Source organism: Streptosporangium vulgare (assembly GCF_042428775.1).
Taxonomy (GTDB): Bacteria; Actinomycetota; Actinomycetes; order Streptosporangiales; family Streptosporangiaceae; genus Streptosporangium; species Streptosporangium vulgare.
On the sequence record NZ_JBHMBS010000007.1, the window covers coordinates 95540 to 114596 of the forward strand.

Genomic DNA, 19057 nt, shown 5'->3' on the forward strand with positions numbered 1-19057 from the left:
GACCCGTTCACGGGCCGCGCGGGGAGGGGCCCATCTCGCCGATTCTGGAGGATCGCGTGCGACGCTATTTCGGCCGGAAGCTGCTCGTGTACGGGCTCACCTTCCTCGTGGCCGTCACGATCAACTGGATGATCCCGCGCTTCATGCCGGGCGACCCGGTGCAGAGCATGCTGGCCAGGGCCAACGTGTCACAGCCGGCCGCCGTGGAGGCGATGCGCGTCCACTACACGAACCTGTTCGGGCTCGACCTGCCGCTCTGGCGGCAGTACGTCAACTTCTGGGCCGCGCTGTTCCGGGGCGACCTGGGGACCAGCATCTGGCTGTTCCCCACCCCGGTGACCGACGTCATCGTGAGGGCGGTTCCGTACACGCTGGCGCTGCTCGTCCCGTCCATCCTGCTCAGCTGGTGGGCGGGCAACAGGTTCGGCGCGTTCGCGGCCAGGCGGAGGTGGCTGGACAACACGGCCCTGCCGATCGGGTACGTGCTCACCGCCACGCCCTACATGTGGCTCGCCATCCTGCTGGCCTGGGGGCTGGGCGTGGTGGCGGGGGTCTTCCCCGTCTCCGGCGGCTACAGCTTCTCCATGCGGCCCAACTGGTCGTGGGAGTTCCTCGGGGACCTGGCACTGCACTGGTTCCTGCCGTTCGTCTCGCTCTTCCTCGTCGCGTTCGGCGGCTGGGCGATCGGCATGCGCAACATGATCATCTATGAGCTGGAGGCCGACTACTCCACCTACCTGTCCTCGCTCGGGGCGTCGCGGCGGCTCATCCGGCGCTACGCGTTCAGGAACGCGATCCTGCCGCAGATCACCGGCCTCGCCCTGCAACTGGGCGTGCTCGTGGCCGGAGCCCTGGTCACCGAGATCGTCTTCTCCTATCCGGGACTCGGCCACCTCATCCTCAAGGCGATCCAGAACCAGGACTTCTTCCTGCTGCAGGGGGCCTTCCTGTTCATCGTCGTGGGCGTGCTGATCGCCAACTTCATCATCGACATCGTCTACGTCCTGGTCGACCCGCGTACCAGGACCGGGATGGGAGGGGAGACGGCATGACGGCCGTTCCCGGAGACCCGGGCGTCGCGAAGGTCGTGCCGGTGCGGCGCCGCGAGGGCCTGTACTTCGCGCTGCGCAACGGAAAGCTGCTGGCGGGGCTGGTCGTGCTGGTCCCGCTGATCGTCCTCGCCGTCGCCGCCCCCGTGATCGCCGGGGGCGACCCGAACGCCTACGTCGCGACCCCCGCCTCGCCGCCCTCGGCCGAGCGCTGGTTCGGCACCACCATGTTCGGCCAGGACGTCTTCGCCCAGTTCGTCTACGGCCTGCGCGTCACCTTCCAGGTGGGGGTGCTCGGCGGCGGGCTCGCCGCGGTGATCGGCATGGCGGTCGGCTTCACCGCCGGGTACCGGGGCGGGCTGGTCGACGAGGTGCTGAACATGCTCACCAACATCGTCCTGGTCCTGCCCGCGCTCGCGGTGCTGCTGATCGTCAACGCCTACCTCGGCATCCGCAGCGTCGGCGTGCAGGCGCTCTTCATCGGGCTCACCTCCTGGCCCTGGGCGGCGAGGGCCATCAGGGCCCAGACGTTCTCGCTGCGCTCGCGCGACTTCGTGGACCTGGCCCGGCTCAGCGGCGTGCGCACCTGGAAGATCATCGCCAGGGAGATCGCGCCCAACATGAGCTCGTACCTCTTCATGACCTTCATCCTGCTGTTCGGCGGGTCGGTCCTGATCGCCGCCTCGCTCGACTTCATCGGGCTCGGTCCCAGCGAGGGCGTCTCGCTGGGCCTGATGCTCAACAACGCGGCCCGCTGGAGCGCCCTGCACCTGGGCATGTGGTGGTGGTTCGTCCCGCCGGGGGCCGGGATCACCGCCGTCGTCGGCGCCCTCTACGTGATGAACGTCGGCCTGGACGAGGTGTTCAACCCGAAACTGCGGGAGCTGTAGATGACTCTGCGTGTGAAGGACCTGCGGGTCCACTACAGGACCCTGCGCGGCGAGGTGCGGGCGCTGGACGGCGTCGGCTTCGACGTCGGCGACGGCGAGATCCTCGGCCTGGCGGGCGAGTCCGGCTGCGGCAAGACGACCCTCGGCAAGAGCCTCATCAGGATGGACGGCCGGATGCGGCTGGCCGGGGGCGGCGCCGAGCTGGACGGCGAGGAACTGCCGATCGGCGACGACCGCCGGATGAACCCCTTCCGCTTCAAGCGGGTCTCCCTCATCCCGCAGTACTCCATGAGCGCGCTGAACCCCACCCGCAGGATCGGCCGGATGGTCGCCGAGCTGCTCGCCTCCCGGGGCGAGCGCCTCGACGTCGCCGAGCTGGAACGCCGCCTCGACCTGGTCGAGCTGCCGCGCGACGTGCTGGGGCGCTACCCGATCGAGCTGTCGGGCGGGATGAAGCAGCGGATGGTGATGGTCGTCTCCACCCTGCTCGACCCGTCCCTGCTCATCGCCGACGAGATCACCTCCGCGCTCGACGTGTCGACCCAGAAGGCCGTGGCCAGGACCCTGCTGGAGTTCAGGGACCGGGGCTTCGTGCGCAGCATGATCTTCATCACCCACGACATCTCGCTCACCTACCAGATCGCCGACACGATCATGATCATGTACGCGGGGAGGCTGGCCGAGAAGGCCCCGGCCGACGTGATCGTCGGCGAGCCGCGCCACCCGTACACGCGGATGCTGATCTCCTCGCTGCCCGAGGTCGGCGTCCGCCACGCCGAGCGCAGGCTCTCGGGCATCCCCGGCAGGCCGCCCTCGCTGCTCGACCCGCCCTCCGGCTGCCGGTTCAGGGACCGCTGCCCGATCGCCTTCGGCAGGTGCGTGGAGGATCCGCCGCCGGTCGAGGTCGCCCCCGGCCACCACGTCGCCTGCTGGAAGGCCTGAGCCGAAGGATTTTCTGACGATGCTGAGACTCGAAGGGGTTCGACGGTGCTGAGACTCGAAGGGGTCACCAAGACCTACAGGGTGGGGGCCTTCGGCACCGCGACCCTCACCGCCGTCGACGACGTGAGCCTCGACCTGGCGCCGGGGGAGGTGGTCTCCCTCATCGGCGAGAGCGGCAGCGGCAAGACGACCCTCGGCAAGACCGTCCTGGGGCTGCTCCGCCCGACGAAGGGCACGATCACCCTCGACGGCGCCCCCGCCAGGCCGGGCAAGGCGTACTACCGGCACGTGCAGGGTGTGTTCCAGGACCCGTTCAGCTGCTACAACCCGATCTTCAAGGCCGACCGGGTGCTTCGGATGATCAAGGACGAGTACTTTCCCGGCGTCGCCGAGTCCGAGTGGGACGGCAGGATCGACACCTCGCTCAAGGACGTCGGCCTCGATCCAGGGCAGGTCCTGGGCCGCTACCCGCACCAGCTCAGCGGCGGACAGCTGCAGCGCCTGCTCATCGCCAGGGCGCTCCTGCTCGACCTCAGGTACCTCGTCGCCGACGAGATCACCAGCATGCTCGACGCGTCCACCAGGATCGACGTCCTCAACCTGCTCGCCGACCTGAAGTCGCGCGGCCTCGGCGTGCTGTTCGTCACCCACGACCTGTCGCTGGGCAACTACATCAGCGAGCGGGCCGTGGTCCTGTACCGGGGGCGGGTGGTCGAGTCCGGTCCCACCGGCACGGTGTTCGGCAACCCCCTCCACCCGTACACGGCCAGGCTGCTGTCGTCGGTGCCGAGGCTCACCGCCCGGTGGGACGGCGAGCCGGCCACTCCCGCCGGGGAGGTACGAGAAGGGCCTTCCACCCTGGTGGAGGTCGAACCGGGTCATCTCGTCCGGCGGGACGACACCACATCCACGGGGAGTGCGAATTGAGGGCGCTACACGACGGCTGGACCCTTCGCCAGGTGGGCGGGGGCGTCTCGCGCGTCCCGGCCACGGTGCCGGGGTGCGTGCACACCGACCTGCTGGCCGCCGGGCTCATCGAGGACCCCTACCTCGACGACAACGAGAGCCGGCTGACCTGGATCGGGCGCTCCGGCTGGGAGTACGAGACGGGCTTCACCTGGGAGGCCGACGGGCACGACCGCACCGACCTGGTCTGCGAGGGCCTGGACACCGTCGCCACCGTCGAGCTCAACGGCGTCGAGGTCGCGACCACGGCCAACCAGCACCGCTCCTACCGCTTCCCCGTACGGGAGCTGCTGCGCGAGGGCGAGAACACGCTGCGGGTGCGCTTCGCCTCCCCGGTGGCCTACGCCGAGGCCCAGCGGGCCGCGCTGGGCGACCGGCCGGGCAGCTACGAGGCGCCGTACCAGTTCATCCGCAAGACGGCCTGCAACTTCGGCTGGGACTGGGGCCCGTCCGTGGTCACCTCCGGCATCTGGCGGCCCATCGGGCTGCACTCGTGGAGCGGGGCCAGGATCGCGTCCGTACGGCCGCTGGTGAGCACCGACGGGCCCGACGGGCACGTCGAGGCGCACGTCACCGTCGAGCGCGCCGGCGACATGCCGGACGCGCCCCTCACCGTGACCGCGGAGGTGGCCGGGGTCGTGGCGGAGACGGTGCTCGCCCCCGGCGAGCGCGAGGCCGTCCTGGCGGTACGGGTGCCCGAGCCCCGGCGGTGGTGGCCGCGCGGTTACGGCGCCCAGGACCGCTACGAGCTGACCGTGCGCCTGTCCGGACCGGGCGGCGAGGACACCTGGAGGCGGCGGATCGGCTTCCGCGACGTGCGCGTGGACCGGACGGGCGAGGGGTTCACCGTGGTCGTCAACGACGTGCCGGTGTTCGTGCGCGGCGTCAACTGGATCCCCGACGACTGCTTCCCGGCCCGCGTCACCCGCGAGCGGCTGGCCGGGCGCTTCGGCCAGGCCGTCGAGGCGAACGTCAACCTGCTGCGCGTCTGGGGCGGCGGCCTGTACGAGAGCGAGGACTTCTACGACCTGGCCGACGAGCTCGGCCTGCTCGTCTGGCAGGACCTCCCGTTCGCCTGCGCGGCCTACCCCGAGGAGGAGCCGTTCGCCACCGAGGTGGAGGCCGAGGTCCGCGAGAACGTCACCCGGTTGTCGTGGCGTCCCTCCCTGGTGCTGTGGTGCGGCAACAACGAGAACCTCGAAGGCCACGCCGACTGGGGCTGGCAGGACGGACTGGAGGGCCGGACCTGGGGCGCGGGCTTCTACCACGGGCTGTTCCCGGCCCTGATGGCCGAACTCGACCCCGCCCGCCCCTACTGGCCGGGCAGCCCCTACTCCGGCCACCCCGGCCTGCCGCCCAACGACCCCGCCCGCGGCACCGTCCACATCTGGGACGTGTGGAACCGCGAGGACTACACCCACTACGCCACCTACACCCCCCGCTTCGTCGCCGAGTTCGGCTTCCAGGGCCCACCCGCCCACACCACCCTGCGCGAGGCCGTCAGCGGCGAGCTGGCCCCCGACGCGCCCCTGGTGCTGCACCACCAGAAGGCCCACGAGGGCAACGCCAAGCTCCTGCGCGGCCTGGGCGGGCACCTGCCCGCGCCGGAGACCTACGACGACTGGCACTACCTCACCCAGCTCAACCAGGCCAGGGCGGTCGCCTTCGGCGTCGAGCGCTTCCGCTCCCTGGCGCCCTACTGCGCGGGCACGATCGTCTGGCAGCTCAACGACTGCTGGCCGGTCACCTCCTGGTCGGCCGTCGACGGGCGGGGACGGCGCAAGCCGCTGTGGTACGCGCTGCGCCGCGTCTACGCCGACCGCCTGCTCAGCGTCCAGGACGACACCGTCGCCGTGGTCAACGACGGCCCGGAGCCCTGGACCGGCGAGCTGGAACTCCTGCGGCTCGCCCTGGACGGGGAACCGCTGGCCAAGGAGACGATCACCGTCGAGGTGGCGCCCCGCTCGGTGGCGAGGTTCCCGCTCCCGGACCCGGTGGCCGTCCCGGCGGACCCCTCGGCCGAGCTGCTGTCGGTACGGCTCGACGGGCACCGCGCGCTCCGCTTCTTCGCCGAGGACACCCGGGTCGCCTTCCCCGCCGCCGCCTACGACACCGAGGTCACCCCGGCCGAGGGCGGCGGCCTGGACCTCACCGTCACCGCCCGCACCCTCCTGCGCGACCTCGCCCTGTTCCCCGACCGCCTCGACCCGGCCTCCTCCGTCGACGACATGCTCCTCACCCTGCTCCCCGGCGAGAGCGTCACCCTCCACGTCACCGGCTCGCCCGATCCCGCCGCCCTCGTCGGCCGTCCCGTGCTGCGCTGCGTCAACGACTGAACGCCCCCGGAAGACCGCGGGCCGTCCGGGGGAGAAGGGGCCGAGGACCGGGCGGCTCGCGTCCCAGAGCGTGGACCTGCACACGCCGGGGTCGGATGGCCCGTTAGGCTTGACGGGCACATCCGACGACGCCGAGAGAGATCATGAAGACCTTCGAAGAGCTGTACGCCGAGCTGTCCGACAAGGCGCGCACCCGGCCCGAGGGCTCGGGCACCGTGGCCGCGCTGGACGCCGGGGTCCATGCCATCGGCAAGAAGGTCGTGGAGGAGGCCGCCGAGAGCTGGATGGCGGCCGAGCACGAGTCGAACGAGCGGGCGGCCGAGGAGATCTCCCAGCTCCTCTACCACGTGCAGGTCCTCATGATCGCCAAGGGGATCGGGCTGGACGAGGTCTACAAGCATCTGTGAGCCGGTGCGCCCGGCTCCCGATCCTGCAGGCCATCCCGTCCACACGTAAGGAATCTCGCCATGCTGCGTCTCGCCGTACCCAACAAGGGGGCCCTCACCGAGGGGGCCCAGACGATCCTCAAGGAAGCCGGATACCGCGTCCGCAAGGACAGCAAGGAGCTCGTGGTCGCCGACCCGGAGAACTCCTGCGAGCTGTTCTTCCTGCGCCCCAAGGACATCGCCGTCTACGTCGGCGAGGGCACCCTGGACGCCGGGATCACCGGCCGCGACATGCTCCACGACTCCGGCGCGCGGGTCGAGGAGATCATCCCGCTCGGCTTCGGCCGCTCCACCTTCCGCTTCGCCGCCAACCCCGGCGACTTCGACTCCGTCGCCGACCTCAAGGGCAGGCGCGTCGCCACCGCCTACGCGGGGCTGCTGGAGTCCTACCTCGCCGAGCAGGGCGTCGAGGCCCGGGTGATCAAGCTGGACGGCGCGGTCGAGACCGCGATCCGGCTGGGCGTGGCCGACGCCGTGGCCGACGTCGTGGAGACCGGTACCACGCTGCGCAACATCGGCCTGGAGGTGTTCGGCGAGCCGATCACCCGCTCCGAGGGCGTGCTGATCAAGGGGATCGGCGCCGAGGAGACCCCGGGCCTGCGGCAGCTCATCCGCCGCCTGCAGGGCGTGCTGGTGGCGCGCGACTACGTGATGATGGACTACGACATCCGCGCCGAGCGGATCGAGGAGGCCATCGCCCTCACCCCCGGCATGGAGGGGCCGACGGTCTCCCCGCTGCACCGGGAGGGCTGGGTCGCGGTCCGGGCCATGGTCCCGCGCAAGGGGCACCAGCAGATCATGGACCAGCTCTGGGAGATGGGGGCGAAGGCCATCCTGGTCACCGCCATCTTCGCCTGCCGCCTCTAGTCCAGGGCACCCGCCGCGTTTTCGTCGGCCGCCTCCGATCCAAGGCGTCCGCCGCTTCTGACTCCAGGGCGCCCGCCGCCTCCGGGGGCGCCCGCCGTCGTCTTCGCCCGCCGTCTCCGGGAGCCTCCCGAGGCTGTCCTCCGGTCTCCGGGAGCGTCCCGAGCCTGTCCGCCGTCTCCGGAAGCCTCCCGGGTCCGCCCGCCGTCTCCGGGCCCGCCCGTGGCCCCGGTCTCCCCGGTCTCCGGGGCCCGGTGGCTCCGGCGTATCTGACAAATGTCACCGCCAGATCCGGAGGAGCGGCACTGGGGGCGCGCGCCGGGCGCTCCTAGCGTTGGGGCATGGACGCCATCGCTCTCACCGACGTGAGCAAGAGCTACGGAGACACGCTCGCCGTCGACGGCCTGGACCTCACCGTCGAGGTGGGCCGGACCGTCGCCCTGCTCGGCCCCAACGGGGCCGGGAAGTCGACTTCGATCAACATGCTGCTCGGCCTGACCCGCCCGACCCGCGGGCGGGTCGAGGTCTTCGGAGGCTCCCCCGGCGAGGCCGTCGCCCGCGGTGACGTCGGGGCCATGCTGCAGACCGGCGACCTCATCCCCGAGCTCACGGTCCGCGAGCTGGTCGACTTCGTCCGGCGGCTCTACCCCGAGCCGCTCGGCCTGGACGAGCTCCTGCGGATGGCCGACCTCACCGACCTGGCACGGCGTCCCGCCGGCAAGCTGTCCGGGGGGCAGGCGCAGCGGGTCAGGTTCGCCCTGGCGGTCGCGGGCGCGCCCAGGCTGCTGATGCTGGACGAGCCCACCGCGGCGATGGACGTGGAGTCGCGGCTGCGGTTCTGGAAGAGCATGCGCGAATACGCCGCCGGGGGCCGTACGGTCCTGTTCGCCACCCACTACCTGGAGGAGGCCGACGAGAACTCCGACCGGGTCGTCGTGATCGCCAGGGGCCGGATCGTGGCCGACGGCACCGCCGCCCAGATCAAGGCGGGCAGCGGCGACCGCGTCGTTCGCTTCGTCCTCGGCGGGCAGGCCGTCGCGGGCCTCGACGCCCTGCCGGGGGTCTCGGCGGTGGAGGTCGCCGACGACGTCGCCACCCTGCGCACCGCCGACCCCGACGCCACCGTGGCGGCCCTGTACCGGGGCACCTCGCTGGAGATCCGCGACCTCAGGATCGCCGGCGCCGACCTCGAAGACGCCTTCCTCGCCCTCACCCGGGAGCCCTGATGCCGAACTACATCAAGATCGAGGCGCTGCGGATGCTGCGCAACAGGCGCTACATCATCTTCGTGGTCGGCTTCCCCGTGGTGTTCTACCTGATCTTCTCCAGCATCTGGGGCGACGGGGCCGGCGTCGGCGGGGGGCGGGCCGCCGCCGCCCTCATGGTCTCCATGGGCGCGTACGGCGCGATCGCCGCCGCCATGATGAGCACCGCCGTGCCGTGGGCGCAGGAACGGCAGTCCGGCTGGCTCCGTCAGCTGCGGACCACCCCGCTGCCCGGCTGGTGGACCATCGTCGTCAAGCTGATCTCCTCGCTGCTGCTGGTGCTGCCGTCGTTGCTGCTGGTCTGCCTGGCCGCGGTCCTCACCCAGGGCGTCAGGCTGCCGGCGGGGGAGTGGCTGTCGGTGGTCCTCCTCCTGTGGCTCGGCGTCGTGCCGTTCGCCGCGCTCGGCCTGATCATCGGCTCGCTGCTGGCCGGCGACACCGCCCAGTCGGTCGCGATGATCAGCATGTTCGGGCTGGCGATCCTGGGAGGTCTGTGGTTCCCTGTGGAGATCATGCCCGAGGCCATGAGGAACGTCGCCCAGGTGCTGCCCTCCTTCTCCTACGCCGACATCGGCTGGCACATCGTGGCGGGCGCCGCGCCGCCGCTGTCCGACGTGGTGACGATCATCGCCTGGGGCGTCGCGCTCTGCGTCACCGCGGTGTTCGCCTACCGCCGGGCCCTCGCGCGCGCATGACGATCGGCTCCGCTTTCACCTTCGGCGGGACGGACGCGCGTCCGTCCCGCCTCCGGCGGCTGGCGGGGATCTCCATCGGTCTCGTCTACCTGTGCTTCCCGGTGCTGGAGATCGTCACCGGTGAGGTGACCGGCGCCGCCGCGTTCTGGGGCGGCGCCGGGCTGCTCGCCTTCGTCGCCTGTTACGTCGCGACGGTGCTGAGCCCGAGGGGTTTCGGCGACCCGACCCTCCTGACGTACTGGCTGCTGGGGGTGACCACGCTCCTGGGGGTCGGCCTGGCCGCGGTCTTCGGCGGCGGCTGGACGACTCTGCCGATCTATCTGACCGTGGTCTACAGCATGGCGCTGCGGCCCCGGCTGTCGGTGGCGGGCATCGTCGCGATGGCCCTCGCCGTCCTGGTGATCGGCCTGCTGAGGGAGGACGACCCCGGCACCACCCTGGTGCTCGTCTTCCAGGTCGTCACGCTCGGCGTCCTGTTCATGGGCGTGCGCAACACCCGGCTGCTGGTGACGCGGCTCCGCCGGGCCCAGGAGGAGGTGGCGCGGCTGGCCGCGAGCGAGGAGCGGCTGCGCATCGCCAGGGACCTGCACGACCTGCTCGGCCACAGCCTGTCCCTCATCGTGCTGAAGAGCGAGCTGGCCGGGCGGCTGGCGGAGAACGGCTCGGAACGAGCCGTGGCGGAGATCCGCGACATCGAGTCGGTGGCCAGGCAGGCGCTGGTCGAGGTGCGCGACGCCGTCACCGGCTACCGGCAGCGTGGCCTCTCCGGCGAGCTGGACGGTGCCCGCGCCGCGCTGGAGGCGGCGGGGACGCGGGTGACGATCCGGCTGGCGGGCACCCCGCTGCCCGGCCCGCTGGACGAGTTGCTCGGCTGGGCGGTGCGGGAGGGCGTCACCAACGTCATCCGGCACGCGCGGGCGACCCGGTGCGAGATCGGGGTGACCGTCGACGGGGAGACCGCGGTCCTGGAGGTCGTGGACGACGGGCGCGGCGCCCTCCCCTGCGAACCGGGCAGCGGGCTGACCGGGCTCGCCGAGCGGGTGCGGGCCGCGGGCGGCACGGTCTCCGCCGGGCCGTGCGCGACCGGCTTCGCCCTCAGGGTCTCGGTCCCGTTGCCCGCGGTGTCCCATGCCTGACCTCCCCATGCCTGACCTCCTCCGCCCGGCCTCCTCCCGAGGGCCGGGACCGGCGGGATCCGAGACGGGGGCGGTGCGGGGATTCTCCACGTGAGGGGTGTTCGATGATCCGGGTGCTGCTGGTGGAGGACCAGGCGATGGTGCGGGGCGCGCTGGCCTCGCTGCTCGCCCTGGAGCCCGACATCGAGGTGGTGGGGGAGGCCGCCTCCGCGGAGGAGGCGCTCGACGTGGCACTCAGGGCCCGGCCGGACATCGCGCTGCTCGACGTCGAGATGCCCGGCGGGGACGGCATCACCGCGGCGGCGCGGATCCGGGAGGCGCTGCCCGGCTGCCGCGTCATGATCCTGACCACCTTCGGCCGTCCGGGCTATCTGCGCAGGGCGATGGAGGCGGGCGCGATGGCCTTCCTGGTCAAGGACAGCCCGGCCCGCGAGCTGGCCGCCGCCGTGCGGCGGGTCCGCGACGGCGAGCGCGTCATCGACCCCGGCCTGGCGGCCGCCGCGCTCAGCGCGGGCCCCAACCCGCTGTCGGCCCGCGAGCGCGACGTCCTGGTCGCCGCCTCGGGCGGGTCCAGCGTCGCCGACATCGCCGGGAGCCTGCACCTGTCGGAGGGCACGGTGCGCAACTATCTCTCCTCGGCCATCCAGAAGACGCACGCCCGCAACCGCACCGAGGCCGCCGAGCGCGCCCGCACCCAGGGCTGGCTCTGATCGTGCCGGTCGCGGCCCGGCCGGACGGGAACCCGTCCCCCGGTCGTGGGGTTCCCCGTGTCCGGGCACCACGACGTGCCCGCCCGTCGTTCCCGTGGCGCCGGTCCGGCTCGCCGCCGGATGCCACGGGGCCGCCACGGGGCCGCCACGGGGCCGGCGTGCCCGGCGGACGCCGCCCCGGACCCGCCGTCCAGGGGTCAGGACGAGAGCGTCGCGGCCTCCTCTGCCTCGATCTGCTCGTTCCACTCGCGCTTGGAGGAGCGCCACGCCTCGTCGTCGCGGCCCAGGCGCCAGTAGCCGGAGATGGAGAGTCTCGCCAGCGGGATGCCGCGCTCGGCGCGCAGGTGGCGCCTGAGGTCGCGGACGAAGCCCGCCTCGCCGTGGACGAAGGCGTGCACGTCGCCGTCGGGGAAGTCGAACTCGCGGACCGCCCTGACCAGCATCTCGCCGTACGGGGCGCTCCCGCGGTGCAGCCAGACGATCCGCGCGTCGCCGGGGGAGTCGATCTTCTGCTCCTCCTCGGGGCCCTCGACCTCGATGAAGGCCCAGGCCGGCGCCCCGGCGGGGAGGTTCTCCAGGGAGACGGCGATGGCGGGCAGCGCGCTCTCGTCCCCGGCGAACAGGTGCCAGCCGGCCTCGGGGTCGGGTGCGTAGGCGCCGCCGGGGCCGAAGAAGTGGAGCTCCTCGCCCGGCTGGACCCGGTCGGCCCACGGCCCCGCGAGGCCGCTGTCGCCGTGGTGGACGAAGTCGATCGTGAGCTCGCCGGCGTCGGCGTCCCAGCGGCGGACGGTGTAGGTGCGGGTGGTGGGCCACTGCTCGCGGGGCAGGTCGCGGCGGATCGCCTCCACGTCGAACGGCCGCGGGTAGCTCACCCCGGCCGGGGCGAACAGCAGCTTGACGTAGTGGTCGGTGTACTCGTCCGCGCGGAAACCGGCGAGACCCTCGCCGCCGAGCACCACCCGGATCATGTGGGGGGTGAGCCGCTCGACCCGCCGGACCAGGCCGCTCGTCACCTTCGGTGCGCGGCGCTCGGCTTTCTCGTCTGCCATCGGTCGCTCCGTGTGGTCGAAGTTAGGTAATCCTAACTAGTACCATATGTCACCTGAGGGTGGCGACGGCCCTCACCGCCTGGTCCACCTGCTCGGGGGTGGTGACGATGCTGGTGCCGAAGCGCAGGTAGACGTCCTGGTAGGGGGTCGCGCTGGTGACGATCCGGTGGTCCCGGCGGAGCCTGCCCACCGCGGCGGGGGCGTCCAGGCCGTCGACCGCGCAGCAGACCAGCCCGGCCGACAGCTCGGCGGAGACCGGGGTGATCAGCCGCACGTTGGGCAGGGCCGCGAGCCCCGCCTTGAGCCGGGTGGCCTGCTCGGTGATCCTGGCCGCCACCCGCTCCTTGCCGATCGCCCGGTGGAAGGCGAACGCCTCGCTCAGCGCCCAGCGGTGCTCGAAGCTGTGGTAGCCGCCGGGGGTGTGCAGGAGCCCGCCGGGGCCGTACGGCTCGTCGCCGGTGCCCGGGTCGACGGTCACGTTGGAGAAGCTCGCGACCACCGGCAGCAGCGCGCCCCAGGCCCGCCCCCTGCCCCACAGGATGCCGGTGCCCCGGGGGCCGAACAGCCACTTGTGGGTGCCGCTGGCCAGGAAGTCGCAGCCCAGGTCCTCCACCCCGTCGGCCATCGCGCCGAAGCCGTGCACGCCGTCCACGCACAGCAGCGCCCGGTCCTCGGCGTCCCTGGAGCGGTTGGCCTCGGCGACCATGTCGGCGATCGCCCTGACCGGCATCCGCACCCCGGTGCCCGAGTGCACCCAGGTGATCGCGACCACCCGGGTCCTCGGCGTGAGCGCGGCCTTCAGCCGGGAGACGATCTCGTCGGCGGAGGCTTTGGCCGGGTCGTCGTACAGGCGGGCCCTGCGGACCTTGGCGCCGGTCCTGGCGGCGAGCAGCCGCAGGCTCTCGTGGGTGGCGAAGAAGTCGTGCTCGGTGGTGAGCACGTCCTGGCCGGGGAGCAGCCGCATGCCGCTGTAGAGCAGGCCCAGGCCCATCGTGGTGCTGTCGGTGAGGGCGACGTCGGGGGCGTCGGCGCCCAGGTAGGCGGCGGCGGCCTCGCGCACCGCCTCCTCCCTGTCCTCGCCGTGCAGGTAGGCGTCGGTGTCGGTGTCGAGGCCGCGCCGGTGCTCCTCGATCGCCCGCCGTACCTGGGCCGGGTGGGAGGCGAGGACGTAGGCGGCGAACTGCGCGTAGGAGGGGTCGAGCGGGAACTGGGCCCGCACCGACTCCCAGCTCGCGGGGTCGAACGGAGGGGGGCGCGAGGTGGACGGCGCGGCGGGCGTGTCGCCGGAGGTGCATCCGGACAGCGCGGCTCCGGCCCCGGCCAGGAGTCCCGCGCCGAGCAGCCCTCGCCGCCCGACCCGAGGTCCGCGCTCGCCCATTCCGTACCCCTCGCCGTCGTCTCGCCCCTGTGCCCTTTCCTACCGTGATCATGCGCGCCTGCCAAGGGGGGCGGCGACGGCCCGGCGAATATTCGAATCTACAACGTAAAGGCGTCGGGCCGCGGGCACGACGGAACGGGCCGTCCCGCCGGCGGGCGGAGAGGTCCTCAGCGCTGCATGGCCGCCACCTGGCGGATCAGGTCGGCGACCCGGACGACGCCCATGCAGCGGCCGACCTCGTCGGTGACGACCAGGTCGTCGTAGACGCGCTCGGCGTCGCGGCCCGCGACCTGCATGGCCGCTATGGCGGGGGTGGTCTTGGGAACCGTGCGCGCGGGGTCGGCCAGCCGCCCGGCGGCCTTCCTGCCGTGCAGGGCGTGACCGAAGCGCCCGGCGATCGAGAGCAGGAAGCGGCTGCGGTCGAGGCTGCCCCTGGGGCGCTGGTACTCGTCGACGAGGATCACGCTGGTGATGGACGGTTCGCTGCCGAAGGCGTCGATCACGGCCTCGGCGGTGGCCTCGTAGGGGAGGGTCACCGCGGGCAGCAGGAACTCGTGGACGCGGGGGCCGAGCAGGAGCCGCGAGGGTTCCTGCTCCACGACCGGGAGCGGCACGTGCACCCGTCCCGACGGGCCGGGGACCAGCAGCGGGCCCTGGGCCAGCCGGACCCCCCAGGCGCGGATCGCGGCGAGCTGCGACTCGTCCCGCACCCCCGGGGCCAGCACGTGCGCCCCCGTTCCCCTTGCGAGCCGCGCCAGGCCCTCGCCGATCGCGGCGCGGCGCGGGTCGCCGGGCACCTGGGCGATCAGGTCCCGCGAGATCACCGCCAGGTACGGCGCCGCGTCGGCGAGCAGGTCCAGCGGGAAGTGCCCGGTGCCCAGGTCGCCGACCGCGACGAGGTAGCCGATGGCGCGCAGGCCGTCCAGCCCGGTGAGCAGGGAGCGGCGCTCGAACTGGGCGAAGTCGCCTCGTACGGTGAGGATCACCTCGCGGGGCCGTCGGCCCGAGGCGCGCAGGGCCTCGTGCAGCGGGGCGAGCGCGGCCGAGCCGCCGATCACCGCGGCCGTCGGCAGGGTGAGCACCAGGGGGAGCAGGGCCTCGCTCGCGGCGACGTCGCGCACCGTCTGGACGGTGGAGGAGATGTTCCCGCGGCCCTCGTCGTTCGCCTGGAAGGCGATGACGCCCCCGGTGTCGAGATCGACGACAGGCGTGACACCCGTGCCCGCCGCGGAGCCCTGCGGAATGGCTTGCGCTCTGGTCGTCACATCCCGAGCATGGGGCATTCCCTACCGTCACAGAAGTAACGCAGTGTGATGTTCACCGATATTTCGCTATTCGTTGGACTTGACCGGCGAGATCGTGTGTCCGGCGAGGTCAGCCGGTAGTGTCGCGTTCCATGACGTCGCGACCTGCCAAGGGGGGAGGCCGCTGGGTCTCCGTGGCGCCCGAGCGCCTGAACCGCTGGATCGACGGCTTCGTCGACCGGCACGGCCCGCCGAGCGTGACGGCCTCGGACTCCGTCGTCCGCCTTCAGGGCGCGGACGGCGCGGTCGCCGAGTGCCAGGTGCCGTTCCCGCCGCTCACCTCCTCGGGGGGCGGACCGATGGCGCGCCTGGTCACCCACGTGCGCACCGAGCGCAGGATCGGCGTGCTGCTGGTCCGGCTGGGCGGCCACGCGGCGGGGATCTTCCAGGGCGAGGAGCTGCTCTCCTCCAAGGTGGGCTCGCGGCAGGTCCACGGGCGCAGCGCGGCGGGCGGCTGGTCGCAGCGGCGCTTCGCCCGGCGCAGGGAGAAGCAGGTGGACCAGGCGCACGAGGCGGCGGCCGAGGTGGCGCTGCGCGTCCTCGGCCCGCACGTGGGCGAGCTGGAGGCGGTCGTGCTGGGCGGCGACCGGCGCGCGGTCGACGCGCTGCGGCCCGACCGCAGGCTCGCGCCGGTCTTCGCGCTGGAGGCCGAGCCCTTCCTGACGGTCCCCGATCCGCGGCTGGTGGTCCTCAAGGACACCCCCGCCCAGTTCCGCGCGGTCCGCATCAGGTTGAGCGACCCCGGGTGAGCGGGTTTCGCGCGGAAGGACCCGGGGCGGGGGCCCTGTGAGGGGGTTTCGTGCGGAAGGACCCGGGGGCGGGGGCCCGTGTGAGGGGGGTTCGTACGGAGAAGGTCCGGGGCGGGGCTCGGGTGAGCGGGGCCCAGGTGAGCGGGGCTCGACAAAACGTGGAGAAGCCGCCCGGTGTCGCGCCGTACACTGATCGGTATGCGCACTCCCGATTGACCGTCGTCCCGATGAAGGCGAGACGGCCGAGCCGAGAGCCGGGAGACACAGGGCGCGGCGGGTTCGGCCTCAGTGAAGTGAGCCTGTGTATTTCCTGCTGGGAGTGTTCTCCAACCATGATCGTAGCTTCTGACATCGAACTGCGGGCCGGGGCCCGGTTGCTCATCGAGGGCGCGTCCTTCCGGGTGAACCCCGGCGACAAGATCGGGCTCGTCGGCCGGAACGGGGCCGGGAAGACCACGCTGACCCGCGTGCTCGCGGGAGAGGGGTCGGCCGCCTCCGGCACGGTCTCCATCAGCGGCGAGGTCGGCTACCTGCCGCAGGACCCGCGCACCGGCGACCTGCACGTGCTCGCCCGCGACCGCATCCTGTCGGCCAGGGGGCTCGACCAGGTGCTGCGCGAGCTGCGTGAGGCCGAGGCCGGCATGTCCTCTGCCGACGACCGCACCAGAGACCGCGCGGTCCGCGCCTACGGGCGCCTGGAGGACCGGCTGCACGTCCTGGGCGGGTACGCCGCCGAGTCGGAGGCCGCCTCCATCGCCTCCAGCCTGGGTCTGCCCGACCGGGTGCTCGGCCAGCCGCTGGAGACCCTCTCCGGAGGGCAGCGCAGGCGGGTGGAGCTGGCGAGGATCCTCTTCAGCGGGGCGGAGACTCTCCTCCTTGACGAGCCGACAAACCACCTAGATGCGGACTCAATCGGGTGGCTTCGTGATTTTTTACGATCTCACCAGGGCGGCTTGATCATTATTAGCCACGACGTCTCGCTTCTTGAAGCGACGGTAAACCGGGTCCTGCACCTCGACGCCAACCGCGCGGTGATCGACACCTACAACGTCGGGTGGAAGGCCTACCTGGCCCAGCGGGAGACCGACGAGAAGCGCAGGAGGCGCGAGCGCGCCAACGCCGAGAAGCAGGCCTCGGCCCTGATGTCGCAGGCCGACAAGATGCGCGCCAAGGCCACCAAGGCCAAGGCGGCCCAGGACATGCAGCGCCGCGCCGAGCGCCTGCTGTCGGGCCTGGAGGTGGAGCGGCGCAGCGACAAGGTCGCCAAGCTGCGCTTCCCCCAGCCCGCCCCGTGCGGGCGCACCCCGATCATGGCGGAGGGGCTGTCGAAGTCGTACGGCTCCCTGGAGGTCTTCACCGACGTCGACGCCGCCGTCGACAGGGGGAGCAGGGTCGTCATCCTGGGCCTGAACGGCGCGGGGAAGACCACCCTCCTGCGGATTCTCGGCGGCATCGAGGAGCCCGACACCGGCGCGGTCAAGCCGGGGCACGGGCTCAAGCTCGGCTACTACGCGCAGGAGCACGAGACGATCGACCCCGAGCGCACCGTGCTGGAGAACATGCGCTCGGCCGGCGGAGAGCTGCCCGACGTGGAGCTGCGCAAGGTCCTGGGCTCGTTCCTGTTCACCGGCGACGACGTGGACAAGCCCGCGGGCGTGCTGTCGGGCGGGGAGAAGACGCGGCTGGCGCTGGCCACGCTGGTGCTGTCGGCGGCCAACGTCCTCCTCCTGGACGAGCCCACGAACAACCTCGATCCGGCCAGCAGGGAGCAAGTTCTTTCGGCGCTAACGTCCTATTCTGGGGCGATTGTGCTCGTCACGCATGATGAGGGGGCTGTAGAGGCGCTACGACCCGATAGGGTGATCTTGCTGCCTGACGGAGTTGAAGACGCGTGGAGCGACGAATTTTCCGATCTTGTGGCACTTGCCTGATCTTAATTTGAGCGGGTACGGATCTTTTCCCGTGGAGTAGGTAGCCGATCTCGCTGAAATGACTGATCATGGCGTGTGTAACGCTGCGGAAGTCTGGCACTACAGGAGGTACTCGTGGCCGAGACTCTGAAGAAGGGCACCCGGGTTACCGGGGCCGATCGTGAAAAACTGGCCTCCGATCTCAAGAAGCGCTACAGCGCGGGTGAAAGCATCCGTGCCCTGGCCGCTTCGACCGGCAGGTCGTACGGGTTCATCCACCGCATCCTGAGCGAGTCCGGCGTGACTCTGCGCGGGCGCGGCGGCGCCACCCGAGGCAAGTCCAAGCGCTGACCCCGCCTCGGAACGCGCGACCGCAGCCGCTCGTCCCCCACTCTGAAGCCGTTCCCGCCCGGACCTGTAGAACCTCATTCTGGAGAGTCGATAGGCTCGGGCGAGGCGGACATCGAGGGTGGGAGAACAGCGATGGCGGAAGTGGCGTTCGGGGGGAGTGTGGAGGAGATCTCTCTCAAGGAGGTCGGTCTGCGCTATGAGGTGGACGGCGAGATCGCGACGATCACGCTGGACCGTCCGGAGAAGCGGAACGCTCAGACGTTCGCCACCTGGCTGGCTCTGGCTCATATCGGTGACGGCCTGCCGCAGCAGGTGAGGGTCGTCGTGATCAGAGGTGAGGGGCCGTCCTTCTCGGCGGGGATCGACCGGAGGATGTTCACCCCGGAGGGGGTTCCAGGGCAGGGGTCGTTCGCGTCCTCCGCGACACTTGGCGAAGTGGATTTCGCCGAGCGTGTGGCGCGGGCCCAGCGGGGCTTTCTCTGGCTGAGGCGTCCCGACATCGTCTCCGTGGCCGCCGTCCAGGGCCACGCGATCGGTGCGGGATTCCAACTGGCGCTCGCCTGTGACCTGCGGGTCCTGGCGGACGACGCCAAACTGTGCATGAAGGAGCCGGCCCTCGGGCTGGTTCCCGACCTGACCGGCACCAAGCCGCTGGTCGACCTGGTGGGCTTGTCCAGGGCCGTCGAGATCTGCCTGACCGCCCGCGTCGTGGGGGCGCAGGAGGCGGCGAGGATCGGCCTGGCCGAGCTGGTCGTCGCGCCGGAGGAGCTGACGCAGGCCGTACGCGACCTGACCGACGCGCTGCTGGCGACCGACCGTGACGCCGCGACGGCGACCAAGCGGCTGCTTCAGGGTGCTTCGGGGCGCACGCTGGAGGAGCAGAGCGCGGCCGAGGCGCGCGAGCAGGCGGGGCGCGTCAAGGCGCTCTTCGGGTAGGCCGTCCCGCTCGTGCTCCGTGATTCGTGGAGGGCCGTCACACGGCCCGTCCGGGTGGCGCCGCGGTGCTGTTCGCCCGGA

The 19057-nt window shown here is 71.9% G+C and carries 18 protein-coding genes; 15 read left to right on the plus strand and 3 right to left on the minus strand.

Annotation, left to right across the window (positions count from 1 at the left end; all coding sequences use genetic code 11):
* Positions 1-56: 56 nt before the first annotated feature.
* The 11 genes from ACFFRH_RS16785 to ACFFRH_RS16835 all read left to right on the plus strand — a co-directional run bounded on the left by ACFFRH_RS16785 (position 57) and on the right by ACFFRH_RS16835 (position 11299).
* The gene (locus ACFFRH_RS16785) at positions 57-1052 is read left to right on the plus strand and encodes an ABC transporter permease (protein ID WP_344746274.1); all 996 of its coding nucleotides are present in this window, start codon (positions 57-59) and stop codon (positions 1050-1052) included.
* Positions 1049-1939 carry an ABC transporter permease gene (locus tag ACFFRH_RS16790; protein ID WP_344746275.1) on the plus strand — a complete coding sequence of 297 codons (891 nt, stop codon included), beginning with the start codon at positions 1049-1051 and terminating at the stop codon, positions 1937-1939. The genes ACFFRH_RS16785 and ACFFRH_RS16790 overlap by 4 nt, the downstream gene beginning before the upstream one ends.
* On the plus strand, positions 1940-2881 hold the full coding sequence (locus ACFFRH_RS16795; protein WP_344746276.1) for an ABC transporter ATP-binding protein: 942 nt from the start codon (positions 1940-1942) through the stop codon (positions 2879-2881). It abuts the gene before it with no gap.
* Positions 2882-2926: 45 nt separating this feature from the next.
* Positions 2927-3808, plus strand: a complete 882-nt coding sequence (locus ACFFRH_RS16800; RefSeq protein WP_344746277.1) for an ATP-binding cassette domain-containing protein — start codon at positions 2927-2929, stop codon at positions 3806-3808.
* The gene (locus ACFFRH_RS16805; RefSeq protein WP_386157490.1) at positions 3805-6183 is read left to right on the plus strand and encodes a glycoside hydrolase family 2 protein; all 2379 of its coding nucleotides are present in this window, start codon (positions 3805-3807) and stop codon (positions 6181-6183) included. Before ACFFRH_RS16800 ends, ACFFRH_RS16805 begins: the two co-directional genes overlap by 4 nt.
* Before the next feature lie 143 nt (positions 6184-6326).
* A complete protein-coding gene (locus tag ACFFRH_RS16810) occupies positions 6327-6590 on the plus strand; it encodes a phosphoribosyl-ATP diphosphatase (RefSeq protein ID WP_012892448.1) in 264 nt (87 codons plus the stop codon).
* A gap of 60 nt (positions 6591-6650) precedes the next feature.
* Positions 6651-7496 carry an ATP phosphoribosyltransferase gene (hisG, locus tag ACFFRH_RS16815; protein WP_344746278.1) on the plus strand — a complete coding sequence of 282 codons (846 nt, stop codon included), beginning with the start codon at positions 6651-6653 and terminating at the stop codon, positions 7494-7496.
* Between the two features lie 338 nt (positions 7497-7834).
* Positions 7835-8719, plus strand: coding sequence for an ABC transporter ATP-binding protein (locus ACFFRH_RS16820; protein ID WP_344746279.1), 885 nt, complete (start codon positions 7835-7837; stop codon positions 8717-8719).
* Positions 8719-9453: an ABC transporter permease gene (locus ACFFRH_RS16825; protein WP_386157495.1), complete on the plus strand. Its 735-nt coding sequence runs from the start codon at positions 8719-8721 to the stop codon at positions 9451-9453. The genes ACFFRH_RS16820 and ACFFRH_RS16825 overlap by 1 nt, the downstream gene beginning before the upstream one ends.
* Positions 9450-10589, plus strand: coding sequence for a sensor histidine kinase (locus tag ACFFRH_RS16830; RefSeq protein ID WP_344746281.1), 1140 nt, complete (start codon positions 9450-9452; stop codon positions 10587-10589). The genes ACFFRH_RS16825 and ACFFRH_RS16830 overlap by 4 nt, the downstream gene beginning before the upstream one ends.
* Before the next feature lie 104 nt (positions 10590-10693).
* Entirely contained in the window at positions 10694-11299 is a 606-nt protein-coding gene (locus ACFFRH_RS16835) for a response regulator transcription factor (protein ID WP_344746282.1), read from the plus strand.
* Between the two features lie 197 nt (positions 11300-11496).
* On the opposite strand, the gene ACFFRH_RS16840 is transcribed toward ACFFRH_RS16835, so the two are convergent.
* From ACFFRH_RS16840 to ACFFRH_RS16850, 3 genes are all read right to left on the minus strand, one after another.
* Entirely contained in the window at positions 11497-12348 is an 852-nt protein-coding gene (locus ACFFRH_RS16840) for a siderophore-interacting protein (RefSeq protein WP_344746283.1), read from the minus strand.
* A gap of 49 nt (positions 12349-12397) precedes the next feature.
* On the minus strand, positions 12398-13726 hold the full coding sequence (locus ACFFRH_RS16845; protein WP_344746284.1) for an aminotransferase class V-fold PLP-dependent enzyme: 1329 nt from the start codon (positions 13724-13726) through the stop codon (positions 12398-12400).
* A gap of 167 nt (positions 13727-13893) precedes the next feature.
* Positions 13894-14991, minus strand: coding sequence for an EAL domain-containing protein (locus ACFFRH_RS16850; protein ID WP_344746285.1), 1098 nt, complete (start codon positions 14989-14991; stop codon positions 13894-13896).
* A gap of 131 nt (positions 14992-15122) precedes the next feature.
* Here ACFFRH_RS16850 and ACFFRH_RS16855 point away from each other — a divergent pair, with 131 nt between their 5' ends.
* The 4 genes from ACFFRH_RS16855 to ACFFRH_RS16870 all read left to right on the plus strand — a co-directional run bounded on the left by ACFFRH_RS16855 (position 15123) and on the right by ACFFRH_RS16870 (position 18976).
* Positions 15123-15779: an acVLRF1 family peptidyl-tRNA hydrolase gene (locus tag ACFFRH_RS16855; RefSeq protein ID WP_386157499.1), complete on the plus strand. Its 657-nt coding sequence runs from the start codon at positions 15123-15125 to the stop codon at positions 15777-15779.
* A gap of 332 nt (positions 15780-16111) precedes the next feature.
* A complete protein-coding gene (locus ACFFRH_RS16860; RefSeq protein ID WP_344746287.1) occupies positions 16112-17710 on the plus strand; it encodes an ABC-F family ATP-binding cassette domain-containing protein in 1599 nt (532 codons plus the stop codon).
* 114 nt (positions 17711-17824) lie between these two features.
* Entirely contained in the window at positions 17825-18040 is a 216-nt protein-coding gene (locus tag ACFFRH_RS16865; RefSeq protein WP_030904785.1) for a helix-turn-helix domain-containing protein, read from the plus strand.
* A 132-nt stretch (positions 18041-18172) separates the two neighbouring features.
* Positions 18173-18976, plus strand: a complete 804-nt coding sequence (locus ACFFRH_RS16870; RefSeq protein WP_344746288.1) for an enoyl-CoA hydratase/isomerase family protein — start codon at positions 18173-18175, stop codon at positions 18974-18976.
* Positions 18977-19057: the final 81 nt, after the last annotated feature.